Annotated in this window: 7 protein-coding genes; 3 read left to right on the top strand and 4 right to left on the bottom strand. The window is 60.9% G+C overall.

Annotated elements, in window-relative coordinates:
• The first annotated feature begins 24 nt into the window (after window positions 1-24).
• Window positions 25-846 carry a lytic murein transglycosylase gene (locus AC02Y0_RS19190; protein ID WP_444556763.1) on the top strand — a complete coding sequence of 274 codons (822 nt, stop codon included), beginning with the start codon at window positions 25-27 and terminating at the stop codon, window positions 844-846.
• Window positions 847-914: 68 nt separating this feature from the next.
• Here AC02Y0_RS19190 and AC02Y0_RS19185 read toward each other — a convergent pair whose 3' ends face one another.
• Together AC02Y0_RS19185 and pdxY are read right to left on the bottom strand one after the other, a co-directional pair.
• Window positions 915-1,568 carry a carbonic anhydrase gene (locus AC02Y0_RS19185; RefSeq protein WP_102021178.1) on the bottom strand — a complete coding sequence of 218 codons (654 nt, stop codon included), beginning with the start codon at window positions 1,566-1,568 and terminating at the stop codon, window positions 915-917.
• 62 nt (window positions 1,569-1,630) lie between these two features.
• Window positions 1,631-2,515 (bottom strand): pyridoxal kinase PdxY, encoded by an 885-nt coding sequence (pdxY, locus tag AC02Y0_RS19180; protein WP_476380523.1) that lies wholly within the window; start codon window positions 2,513-2,515, stop codon window positions 1,631-1,633.
• Window positions 2,516-2,703: 188 nt separating this feature from the next.
• Between pdxY and AC02Y0_RS19175 the strand changes: the two genes are divergently transcribed.
• Window positions 2,704-7,491, top strand: coding sequence for an NAD-glutamate dehydrogenase (locus tag AC02Y0_RS19175; protein WP_476380521.1), 4,788 nt, complete (start codon window positions 2,704-2,706; stop codon window positions 7,489-7,491).
• A 98-nt stretch (window positions 7,492-7,589) separates the two neighbouring features.
• On the top strand, window positions 7,590-8,909 hold the full coding sequence (locus tag AC02Y0_RS19170; protein WP_476384086.1) for an MFS transporter: 1,320 nt from the start codon (window positions 7,590-7,592) through the stop codon (window positions 8,907-8,909).
• A gap of 60 nt (window positions 8,910-8,969) precedes the next feature.
• On the opposite strand, the gene purH is transcribed toward AC02Y0_RS19170, so the two are convergent.
• Both purH and AC02Y0_RS19160 read right to left on the bottom strand, forming a co-directional pair.
• A complete protein-coding gene (purH, locus tag AC02Y0_RS19165; RefSeq protein WP_476380519.1) occupies window positions 8,970-10,586 on the bottom strand; it encodes a bifunctional phosphoribosylaminoimidazolecarboxamide formyltransferase/IMP cyclohydrolase in 1,617 nt (538 codons plus the stop codon).
• Window positions 10,587-10,687: 101 nt separating this feature from the next.
• Window positions 10,688-12,364 (bottom strand): heparinase II/III family protein, encoded by a 1,677-nt coding sequence (locus AC02Y0_RS19160; RefSeq protein ID WP_476380518.1) that lies wholly within the window; start codon window positions 12,362-12,364, stop codon window positions 10,688-10,690.
• Window positions 12,365-12,438: the final 74 nt, after the last annotated feature.

Below are 12,438 nucleotides of genomic sequence, written 5' to 3'. Positions count from 1 at the left end.
TTCAAAGTCCGTTATGAGGCATCAATGCGACTGACTTCCACTCTGTCGGCAGCCCTGGTTTCCGTAGTCGCCCTTTTGGCCGGCACGCAATCCGCGGCAGCGGCCGCCTGCAGCAATACATCCGCCGGCTTTGAGGAATGGGCTGCTGCCTTCAAGCAGCAGGCCGAAGGCCAGGGCTTCAGCCCGCGCATGCTCGACAAAGTCTTTTCGAGCGTGAGCTACAGCCGCAGTACGATCAGCGCCGACCGCGGCCAGAAGAGCTTCAAGCTCTCCTTCGATCAGTTCATGCAGAAGCGTGGTGGCCAGACGATCATCAATCGCGGCAAGACGATGAAGAAGAACAACGCCGCTTTGTTCTCCCGTCTCGAGCAGCGCTATGGCGTGCCTGCAGGTCCGCTGATCGCCATCTGGGGCATGGAGACCGGCTTCGGCTCCTTCCTCGGCAAGGAACACACCCTGTCGGCTGTCGCCACTCTGGCGTTTGATTGCCGCCGCAGCGAGTTCTTCACCGACCAGTTCTACGCCGCTCTTGAGCTCGTGCAGGCCGGCAATCTCGAAGTGAACGCCAAGGGCGCCGCCCACGGGGAAATCGGCCAGACCCAGTTCCTGCCGCGCAATGTCGTTCGCTACGGTGTTGACGGCGATGGCGACGGCCACATCGATATGGTGCGTTCGCGTTCCGACGCGCTTGCCTCGACCGCGAACTTCCTGCGCGGCCATGGCTGGCAGCCGGGCGCCGGTTACCAGCAGGGCGAGCCGAATTTTGTCGCTATTCAGGGCTGGAACGCCGCGACCGTCTACCAGCAGGCGATTGCCCATATCGCGGCCCGGATCGACGCAGAATAACAAACGCAATGCGGCGGCTGATGGGCCGCCGCATACTTACTCAGAGATGTAAGACAGCGCACCCGCCCTCAGGCGGCCGCGTCGACATCCAGCCGGGCAAAATCCTGGCTCTTCGGATCCATCAGCCAAAGCTCGCCATTGCTGATGTCGAACCATGCGCCATGGATGCGCAGCTTCCCCCGCTCTTCGAGGATCTTCACACACGGAAAGGTCCGCAGGTTCGCAATCGAATTGCGGATCGAGATGCGCTCAAGCGCTGTCTGCCGTTCCGCAGGGGTCATATTGGCATTGCCCTGGATCTGCTCGGCGGCAGGCGCCAGAAGGTTCATCCATTTCCCGATGAAATCGCCCGGGGACAGAGGCTCCGCATTCGGATCGAGTGCAGCCCGAATGCCGCCGCAACGACCATGGCCCATGACAATGATGTCCTGGACCCTCAGCGCCTGCACAGCAAACTCGAGTGCCGCAGATGTCGAATGGTACTGCCCGTCCGGCTCGTAGGGCGGCACCATGTTCGCGACATTGCGCACCACGAAAAGTTCGCCCGGAATGGAATCGAAGATCACCTCCGGGGCGGCTCTGGAGTCGCAACAGGCAACCACCAGCGTATTGGGCTTCTGCCCCTGCTCGGCGAGAACCCGGTAACGATCACGCTGGTCTTGGTAGCGGCCACCCATGAAATTGCGGTAGCCGTTGAGGAGTGCGGGAGGAAAACTGGTCATTGTTACCGATTACAGCGCGTGACCAGCCGTTGCAACACCGGGAACAAGGTTTGCCTGAGCGATCAGTCTGAGCGGACGGGCTTGCGCTGTGCCGGATGCATGAGACGACGCATCTGCACCATCGCCATGGGTGTGGAGAGGCTGGACGCATCGCTTTCCAGGGCAAGTTCGTCTCCTCCACGTTTGGCGGTGCGGGCAAGGATCTCGAAGACACTGGCTGTCGCAGTGCGAAGCGCGGTCTCTTCATCGACACCGTCGAGCAGGCGGGCAAGGAAGACGGCCGCCAGCAGATCACCCAGTCCATTCGGCGGATTGTCGATCAACCTGTGCTCGGCCAGAAGCGCGGAGCGACCGCTGAGCAGGAGATTGCCCGTACCTCCAGCCATCATCGGCACGGCAGAAGTCACCAGCATGCGCTTCGGTCCGAGCGACAGGGCGGCGTCGATGATCTGCGGATTGCTCAGCAATTCACCGCCGACCATCCATTGAAGTTCGTAGCGGTTGGGGGTCGCAATATCTGCGATCGGGATCAGGTGATCACGGATGGCAGTTGCGGTTTCGACGGGTATGTACAATCCGCCCAGATCCCCCATCACGGGATCGCAGACATAGGTGAGTTTCGGATTGCACTCTTTGGCAGCGCGAACCAATCGCGCCACTGCCGCCGGCTGCCGCGGACTGCCGAAATATCCAGTCAGGATCGCAGAGACTTCTCCAAGCCACGGAGCCCGGATCAGATCGTCGATGGCACTTTCGAAATCATCGTCCGGAAACCGCAGCCGCGTGGCCGGTCCGTGCCCCGGATGCCAGGGAAGGACGATGGTCGGAAGTGCCCAGACGGGATGACCAAGGACCTCCAGAGCGAAGACCGCGGCTCGATTTCCGACCGATCCGCGGACAACATGGCTGGATATGACGATGACAGCACCCCTGGCCATTTCGTGCATTTTGCGTGATTCCCTTCTCAAATCCGGCATTCGAAGCGTTCAACGACCGATCTGTGTGAAAATTTCTCGGATCACATAAATCTGGCCGCATATTTTTGCCCGAATTCTTTATATTCCTGTTCCATACATAATTTCGCAAATCATTTGCGGGAACATGACGCGAAACGACGCGAGCTACGGAGGGGTCAATGGGCGTGACTGGGAAAACGAAGCGCGAGGAGCTTCTGGAGAGAGCAACGGAGGAGGCTCGCAGGCTCGACCATGCATTTGTCCCGCCAACGGTCATTTTCAGCAGAGCCAGCAATGACGACATCAACCGCTACGACGACGCGATGCTTGCGCGCGCATCGGTGCGAGCGGCCAGCGACATTGCTGCCTGGGATCGCCAGACACCTCATATCCGCATCGAGACAATCGAAGGTGTCAGCCCCGGCGGGATCCCCGTCAGCGTTCTCTCCATCGTCGATCACAACAAGTCTTTCCTCTACGACTCCCTGATGGGAGAGGTCACCAGCCACTACCGCGACATCTACATGGCGGTGCATCCTATCCTGGCTGTGACACCGCGAGGCGACATCTCGCTGTCGAACCCGGATTCGGATCCGGAAGGCGCAATCAAGGTCAGTTACATCCAGCTCCATCTGGCACCGCTCACGGCAGAACAGTCGGCCGAGCTTGTCCAGAGGCTTCAGCACGTGCTGGGCCAGGTCAAGATGGCCGCCACCGACTGGAAGCCGATGCTCAACCTCCTGGAGAGGACGCTTTCGGAGCTGCGGGATCTCTCGGCCGGAAGAAGCGAAGCAGAACGTGACGAGGCAGTCGCCTTCCTGGAATGGCTGCGCAACAACAATTTCACCTTCCTTGGCATGCGGGAATACGTCTATTCCGGCGAAGGCGCCGACGCCACGGTGGAACGCGACAAGGGAAGCGGCCTCGGTATCCTGTCGGACCCCAGCGTCCTGGTCCTTCGCCAGGGGCAGAACCATGTGACGACCACACCCGAAATCCTGGCATTCCTGCAGGGGCCAGACTATCTGATCGTCACGAAGGCCAACGTCAAATCGGTCGTCCATCGCCGTGCCTATATGGACTATGTGGGCATCAAGCGCTTCGGCCCGAATGGCAAGGTCATCGGCGAATTGCGCATTGTCGGCCTCTTTACCGCCACGGCCTACACGCGCTCTGTCAACCAAATCCCGCTCCTGCGCGCCAAGGTCGAGAAAGTGGTGTCCCACTTCGATTTCGACCCCCGCAGCCATTCAGGCCGCATGCTGCAGAATACGCTCGAGAACTATCCTCGCGACGACCTCTTCCAGATTACGCCGGATCTCCTCGCCAAATTCTGCGAACAGATCAACGATCTGTCTGAACGCCCCCGCGTCCGCGTCTTGCCGCGCATCGATCACTTTGACCGTTTCGTCTCCCTGATCGTCTATGTACCGCGCGAAGACTATAACTCCATGGTCCGCGAGAAGATCGGGCTCTATTTCCAATCCGTCTACAAGGGACATGTGTCCGCCTTCTACCCGGCCTTTCCTGAAGGCGGCGTAGCGCGCGTTCACATCATTATCGGCCGTCGGGAAGGCGAAACGCCTCAGATCCCGCAGCAGACCCTTGAAGATGCCGTGCGCGAAATCACGGCCCGCTGGACGGATCGCTTTGCAGCACTCGCCGGCACCGGAGCCCCGACGCTCGATGTCGGACAGGCTTTCCAGGAAGCCTTCACGCCTGAAGAAGCCGTCAGCGACCTGAAGCATATCAAGGCCTGCATGGCCGGCGCACCGCTCTCGCTGGAATTCCATCAGGTCGCGGCAGAAGACGGGCCACTGCTCTATCTGAAGATCTTCCACGCTGGCGACCATCTGCCGCTCTCCAGGCGCGTGCCGCTACTCGAAAACCTCGGCTTCCGGGTGATCAGCGAGCGCACATTCGATATCGACATCGCGGGCTCTAAAGACGAGCAGCAAGCGATCGTCCTGCACGACATGGAACTGCAGATCCCGGAAGGCGTGAACTTCGACAACAAGCTGCACGGGAGCCAGGTCGAGGAAGCCTTCCTCGCCGCCTTCACCGGTGCGGTCGACAACGACTCTTTCAACCGCCTTATCCTCGCTGCCGGCGTGAGCGCCCGCGAGGCATCGGTGCTCAGAGCCTATGCCGCCTATCTTCGCCAGGCAGGCGCAGTCTATTCGCTGACCTACATGGCAGAAACGCTGACCAAGCATCCGGCCATCGCCTCGGATCTGGTGGCGCTCTTCCGCAATCGTTTCGATGTTGCCGTGGCGGAGAAAATCCGGAAGAGCCGTCACGCAGAACTACTGCAAACGCTGGAAAGCAGGCTGACCGACGTCAAGAGCCTGGACGAAGACCGCATTTTGCGTCGCTACATCAATGCGATCGAAGCGACGCTGCGCACCAACTTCTTCCAGAAGGGCTACCAGCAGAGCGAGCGTCCGATGCTCGCCTTCAAGTTCGATCCCCACAAGCTCGAAGGTCTGCCTGAGCCGCGCCCATTCCGCGAAATCTTCGTCTATGGCGTCGAAGTGGAAGGCGTACACCTGCGCTTCGGCAAGGTTGCCCGTGGTGGCCTCCGCTGGTCGGATCGCGCGCAGGATTACCGCACGGAAGTTCTGGGCCTGGTGAAGGCACAGCAGGTAAAGAACGCGGTCATCGTTCCCGTCGGCGCAAAGGGTGGCTTCTTCCCGAAACTCCTGCCGCCCCAAACCAACCGCGAGGCATGGCTTGCCGCCGGAACGGAAGCCTACAAGACATACATCCGGACGCTCCTGTCGATCACCGACAACATCGTCGGTGGCGAGATTTCACCGCCTGCCGACACGCTGCGCCCGGATGGTGACGATCCCTATTTCGTCGTGGCAGCCGACAAGGGCACGGCGACCTTCTCCGACACGGCGAACGGTCTGGCCCAGGCAGCAGGCTTCTGGCTGGACGACGCGTTCGCTTCGGGTGGTTCTGCAGGTTACGACCACAAGAAGATGGGCATCACGGCCCGCGGCGGCTGGGAGACGGTGAAGCGTCACTTCCGCGAGATCGATACTGACATTCAGACGACGCCTTTCACCGTGGCAGGCGTTGGCGACATGTCGGGTGACGTTTTCGGCAACGGCATGCTGCTGTCGGAAAAGATCAGGCTGATCGCTGCATTCGACCACCGCGACATCGTGATCGACCCCAATCCGGATCCGGCGATCTCGTTTGCGGAGCGCAAGCGCATGTTCAACCTGCCGCGCTCCAGCTGGCAGGACTACGACAAGTCCACCCTCTCGGCCGGCGCAATGATCATTTCTCGCGCCGAGAAGTCCGTCAAACTCACGCCTGAAGCCGCAACTGCCATCGGGCTTGAAACAACGACCGCGACACCGATGGACATCATGACGGCCATCCTGAAGGCACCGGTCGACCTACTCTGGTTCGGCGGGATCGGCACTTACATCAAGGCTGCTGCGGAAACGGATGCAGACGTCGGCGACCGGGCCAATGACGCGATCCGTATCAATGGCACTGACGTGCGCGCCAAGGTGATCGGTGAAGGTGCCAACCTGGGCGTCACCCAGAAGGGCCGTATTGCCTATGCATTGAACGGCGGACGCTGCAATTCCGACGCGATCGACAACTCGGCTGGCGTGAATTCGTCGGACGTCGAGGTCAACATCAAGATCGCGCTGAGCCCCGCGATGCAGGATGGCCGCTTGCCCCGCGAAAAGCGCAACGTGCTGCTGGCCGAGATGACGGATGAAGTGGCGGGCCTCGTGCTGCGCAACAACTATCTGCAGTCGCTGGCCATCTCCCTGACCGAAGCCAAGGGCGCCGGCAACCGGGAGGAACTGAGCCGGCTGATGGATTATCTCGAGGGCATGGGGCGTCTCAACCGCAAGGTCGAGATGCTGCCGGATTCTGCTGCCGTCGCAGAACGCTATGTTTCCGGCAAGGCACTTACCCGCCCCGAAATCGGTGTGCTCCTGTCCTACGCGAAGATCGTGCTCTTCGACCAGTTGATCGAGTCGGATCTGCCGGACGATCCCTATTGCGAGACGACGCTTGCTAATTACTTCCCTGCAGCTATGCGCAAGGCCTTCGCGAACGACATCGCCGGCCACCGCCTGCGCCGGGAGATTATTGCAACGGTTCTCGCCAACCACGCGATCAACCGCGGAGGCCCGGGCTTCGTGGTTTCGGTTTGCGATGCGACGGGCAGCGCCCCAGATGAAGCCGTCAAGGCCGCTCTGGTAACACGCGACGCCCTTGGTCTATCCGCTCTCTGGGACAAGATCGACGCGCTGGATGCCAAGATGCCGGGTCACACGCAGAACCGGCTCTATGCGATCATTGCGGACGTCTACACGGCAATGACCCGGCTTCTGATCGACACCGGTCTGGTCAAGGGATCGGTCGGCGATGCCGTGTCCCAGCTGACGGCCGCTGTTGCGGCAGCTTCCCCAGTGTTCAAGAAAGCCTTGCCAACAGCGCTCCGTCAGCATTTCGACGACCAGATCACGGAACTGACCGAAGCTGGCGCACCGGCAGCACTGGCGGCAGACGTCGTCAACCTGCAGACCATGCAGCTTCTGCCGGAGATCCTGCAGATCGCGGAAAGAACAGGAGCAGACTTCGCCTCGGCGATGCGTGGCTTCTTCGCAGTCTCCGAAGCGTTCCGGATCGGCCGCATCATCGAAAATGCAAGCCGGATCCAGACGACCGATCACTACGACAGCCTGGCTCTGACACGCAGCCTGGACCGGATTGGCCAGGCACGCCGGCAGATCGTTTGTGCAGCTCTGACCAGCCACGGAAAGGACGCCCAGCCGGTTCAGGCCTGGATTGCGACGGACAAGACCCGTGTCGAGCGCATCGGCAAGGAGCTGGCCTCGATCGTCGACAGCGGCGAGCCGAGCATTTCCAAACTGGCAGTCGCTGCCGGCCTTTTGGGTGATCTTGCACAAGAGCATGTGAGGTGACACTGTCGCGGGCCTGATAGCCTGTGGGGGTGTGCGTGACGACAAGTGCAGTGACAAAGACCAGCCACGACCCCATTAACAGGGGGGTCCGTGGCTGGATGTTCTTTGACTGGGCGGCACAACCATTCTTCACGGTCGTGACCACGTTCATCTTCGGTCCCTACTTCGTGTCGCGCATGACGGATGATCCGGTCAGCGCGCAGACAGACTGGAGCAACGCGGCAACAATTTCCGGCGTCATCATCGCCGTTCTTGCCCCGATCCTGGGCTCGATCGCCGACGAATCCGGCGCACGAAAACCCTGGATTGCCTTCTTCGCGTTCATCAAGATCCTGTGCCTCGCGCTCTTGTGGACTGCAGCGCCCGGATCATCCGTCGCTCTGGTGATGCTCCTGATCATCCTGGCGAGCGTGGCCGCCGAGTTTTCCATCGTCTTCAACGATTCCATGATGCCGCGGCTGGTCAGTCAGCAGGATGTCGGTCGCGTCTCCAACATCGCCTGGGGCATGGGATACATGGGCGGCATCATCGTTCTGATCTTTGTCGTTCTTTTCCTGGCCGGCAGCCCCACGACGGGTAAAACGCTGATCGGGCTCGATCCTCTCTTCGGACTGGATCCTGCAGCCGGCGAAGACGCCCGCATCACGGGCCCGATCTCAGCGGTCTGGTATTTCCTGTTCATCCTGCCGATGTTTTTCTTCACGCCGGATGTGGCCAAGGGAAAGCCGCTGGGGGCTGCCGTTCGCTCGGGGCTCCGGGAAATCCGCTCGACGCTTGGGGAATTACGCCACCGCACCAATATCCTGCGCTTCCTGATCGCGCGCATGATCTATCAGGATGGTGTCAACGGCCTGCTCGTTCTGGGCGGCGTTTTCGCCGCCGCCATGTTCGGCTGGTCGACGATGGAGATCGGGATTTACGGCATCATCCTCAACGTCGTCGCCATCTTCGGTTGCCTCGTCGCCGGCCGCGTCGACAGAGCACTCGGCTCGAAGGTCGTCGTTCTCGTGAGCCTGGTCATGCTCATTCTCGCGACATTCGGCATCATCTCGACAGGCGTCGATTTCACCCTTTTCGGGCTCGTGAGCTTGCCGATCACCGGAACGGAAGGTCTCTTCGCCACGCCGGCAGAGAAGGCCTATATCCTCTATGGCCTGCTGATCGGGATGTCCTTCGGCCCCGTCCAGGCCTCGTCGCGCTCCTATCTGGCGCGCAGCGTGGAACTCCATGAGGCGGGCCGCTATTTCGGCATCTATTCCCTGTCTGGGCGTGCAACGAGCTTTCTTGCAACGCTTAGCTTCTCTGTCGTCACCGCATGGTCGGGTTCGGCGCGTGCCGGCATGGCCACCTTGCTGGTCTTCCTGATAGGCGGGTTGCTGATGCTCTGGACGACCAGATATCCGGCTACAGACCGATGACAACAGAAACGGCCGGCGGATCGCTCCACCGGCCGTTTCTCTGTCCAAACTCGATCGTCTTCAGTGGCGGAAGTGGCGAACGCCCGTAAAGACCATGGCAACGCCGTGTTCGTCGGCAGCGGCGATGACTTCTTCATCCCGCATAGAGCCACCTGGCTGAATGACGGCCGTAGCACCCGCGGCGATGGCGGCCAGCAGGCCATCTGCGAAGGGATAGAAGGCCTCTGAAGCGACCGCCGAACCCTTGGTGAGAGGCTCGGAAAGTCCCAGTGCCTTGGCGGCATCCTCGGCCTTCAGAGCGGCAATGCGAGCCGAATCCACGCGGCTCATCTGGCCAGCGCCGATACCGGCCGTCTGGCCATCCTTTGCATAGATCACCGCGTTCGACTTCACATGCTTGGCGATCTTGAAGGCAAACTTCATGTCTTCGAGTTCGGTCGCCGTCGGCGCGCGCTTGGTCACGACCTTCAGGTCGAGATCTTCCACCATGACATTGTCACGGCTCTGGACGAGCAGGCCGCCGGAGACGGTCTTCGCCATGATGCCATGCGAACGCGGATCGGGCAGGGCGCCAGTCGTCAGCAAGCGCAGGTTCGGCTTGGCCGCGATGATGCCCTTGGCTTCATCGGTCACCTCTGGCGCAATGATAACCTCGGTAAAGAGCTTGACGATTTCCTGCGCCGTCTCAGCATCGAGGATCTGGTTTAGCGCGATGATGCCGCCGAAGGCCGAGGTGCTGTCGCAAGCGAGTGCCCGCTTGTAAGCCTCGACAAGGCTCGAGCCGGTGGCAACGCCGCAGGGGTTTGCGTGCTTGATGATCGCGCAGGCCGGGCCGTTCTCCGGCGGGAATTCGGCGACCAGTTCGAAGGCAGCGTCCGTATCGTTGATGTTGTTGTAGGAGAGCTGCTTGCCCTGGAGCAGGGTGGCCGTGGCGACACCGGGCCGGTTCTCGCCGGTCACGTAGAAGCCAGCGCTCTGGTGCGGGTTCTCGCCGTAGCGCATCTTTTCCTTCAAGACGCCGCCAACCACGCGGTAGGCCGGCATATCGATCTCGAGCGCTTCGGCAAACCAGTTCGAGATCGCGGCGTCATAGGCAGCCGTACGGGCATAGGCCTTGGCAGCCAGCCGCTGACGCAGCGTATAGGTCGTCTGTCCATCGTTTTCGCCAAGCGCAGCAATCACCTCGGCGTAATCGGCAGCGTCGGTGACGACGGTGACATAAGCGTGGTTCTTTGCGGAAGCGCGGATCATCGCGGGGCCACCGATATCGATGTTCTCGACGGTCGTCGGATAATCGCCACCCGCCGCACGGACCTGCTCAAACGGATAGAGATTGATGACCGAGAGGTCGATGGCTTCAATGCCATGCGCCTTCATGGCCTCGACATGCTCGGCATCATCGCGGATCGAGAGGAGGCCACCGTGAACGAGCGGATGAAGCGTCTTTACGCGCCCATCCATGATCTCCGGGAAACCCGTGATTTCGGAAACGTCGATCACCGGCAGACCGGCAGCCGCAAGCGTCTTGTGGGTGCCGCCCGTCGACAGCAGGCGAACACCGCGCTGGTGCAGTGCCTGCGCAAACTCGACGATGCCGGTCTTGTCGGACACCGAAAGAAGCGCGGTACGCACGCGCACGAGGTCAGGGGCGGGGATCTTCTTGGATACGACGGCCATGGGTTCACTCCGAGCTGGCGGGCGCCCGGACAATCGGCAGCGGGCGCGATGCCGCCGCCTAGCACAGCTTCATGTGTGAGGAAACTGCAAGATCGCTGCCATTAGGCGTGATGCGCCAGAAACCAGCGTATTTCCGGCCCCTGGAAGACGATCTCCAACTGTTGCGACGGCCGGATGCCGGAGACATCGGCAAAGAATACGTCCTCTCCGACGGAGATCTCACCGACCGGAATGGAGAAGGACCAGCTTTCCCCATCGGGTGCGACGAGACGCACTTTGCGATCGTCGGAACGCTCGACAGTGATCGACGGATGGATGTGAAAACGCGCGACGACTTCGGCACCGGGCAGGTTCGGTGTCGGAAGCCCATCAGGCAGGAGAAGACGATCGCGACCGGCAATCTTGGTGCCCTGCTCGTTGATGCGGATTTCCCGCTCATGCAAGACGCCGAAACGCTCAACATAGCCGTCGTGCCGGGCGGAGAGACGATCGCTGGCATCGGGGCCCGTCTGGCGATCAACCTCAATCCGCGATGGACCAGCCACGATGATGGGGCCGAGATGGGAGGAATGCGCGATGCGCGCAGACGACATATCGCCGATGCAGACGGCGCTGTGCGCCGCCGTGGTACGGGCAAGCTGCCGCAACCGCTCTCCGGCAAACCTGGGCGATCCGCTGTTGATCATGAAACGGTTGCGCCCGGAAGACAGCTCGAACGAAAGGCAGCCAGCATGAGCTGTTGTCGACAGCCGGGCCGAAATCGGCTTTCCGGTGTCGACGAGGATCACCGTATCCCCGGCCGACAATCGATGAAAGCCGCCGTGGGGCAAGGCCTTGAACGGTTGGCCGGATGTCTCGTCGTAGCGCAAGACACTCATCAGATCTGTTGCAAGCGAGGAACTGGCCCCATTGAACAAGGCAAGATCACCACTGCTGTGCCGGAAGAAGCGGACCGCCGGAAAGATCCGGTCGATCACGGGGATCAGCTTGGATGGTACGTCGTGACCGAGGTTGATGTAGCTCTGGCGCAGCGGCAGGAGGTCGAAGAGCAAATCAACCGAAGCTTGCGGGTTGCGAGAAATGTGGCTCCCATCCGGCAAGACTTGCCGTTCCAGTTCCCGGTCGAGCAAACGGCCGGCACGGCGCACGGCGGCTGGACGGGCTTCCGCGGCAATGGATGCCATGGCAATTGCGATGCGCGCCTTCAGACGGGGCAATCCCTCCGGGAGTGAATCGACGCGCCGCTGGAGGAAACGCACCTGCTGACCGAGGGAAGCTGTAAACCGACGATAAAACCCGGCATCGGCATCCTGAAGCACGACCGGCGAATGGGATAGCCAGCTGATGATACGCCGCGAAACGACCTCGCTGTCCCAGGCCAGACCGCGAGTGCGATTGCCATGAAGGCCAATCCATTGATCCGTAATCCAGCGGGCATTGTTGCAGGCAACACTGCTCTTGTCGGCACGAACATGCCGCAACCAGCCGAAACCATGGAGACGCCGCGCAAATTGCACAGACGGCAGCTCCAGTTCAAACGGGGATTGCTGCCCGGCATCGAGAACCCGACCGGCAAGCGGATAGCGACCGTTGAGAATTTCTTCGGCGACGAAGGAATCAACCGCCCTCAGATCGGTCGGTGCAACAACCACACGATTGATCCGGAAACGACCCAGGAGAACGAATGGCGGGGTCAAAACGGCAGCCGTCTGCCGCATCTGCCGCCAGGCTTCGGCAATGTGAAGCGAAATCAGTCGAGCGCGATCATTGATTCGCATACTGGTTCCTGTAACCGGATCCTGATGATCCAGCCAATTCCTGTTGTCCGACAATCGTGAGCCGGAAGGACAAG

The organism is Allorhizobium sp. nf9_anc, from assembly GCF_056323085.1.
Note: the sequence above shows the minus strand (reverse complement) of the source record. Positions and strands in the feature narration are given on the sequence as shown.

Bases quoted from the DNA above. Each gene is read 5' to 3' on its own strand.
- AC02Y0_RS19185 (WP_102021178.1), bottom strand. From the start codon at position 1,568: ATGACCAGTTTTCCTCCCGCACTCCTCAACGGCTACCGCAATTTCATG.
- AC02Y0_RS19175 (WP_476380521.1), top strand. From the start codon at position 2,704: ATGGGCGTGACTGGGAAAACGAAGCGCGAGGAGCTTCTGGAGAGAGCA.
- purH (WP_476380519.1), bottom strand. From the start codon at position 10,586: ATGGCCGTCGTATCCAAGAAGATCCCCGCCCCTGACCTCGTGCGCGTG.
- AC02Y0_RS19160 (WP_476380518.1), bottom strand. From the start codon at position 12,364: ATGCGAATCAATGATCGCGCTCGACTGATTTCGCTTCACATTGCCGAA.
- AC02Y0_RS19170 (WP_476384086.1), top strand. From the start codon at position 7,590: ATGTTCTTTGACTGGGCGGCACAACCATTCTTCACGGTCGTGACCACG.
- AC02Y0_RS19190 (WP_444556763.1), top strand. From the start codon at position 25: ATGCGACTGACTTCCACTCTGTCGGCAGCCCTGGTTTCCGTAGTCGCC.
- pdxY (WP_476380523.1), bottom strand. From the start codon at position 2,515: ATGCACGAAATGGCCAGGGGTGCTGTCATCGTCATATCCAGCCATGTT.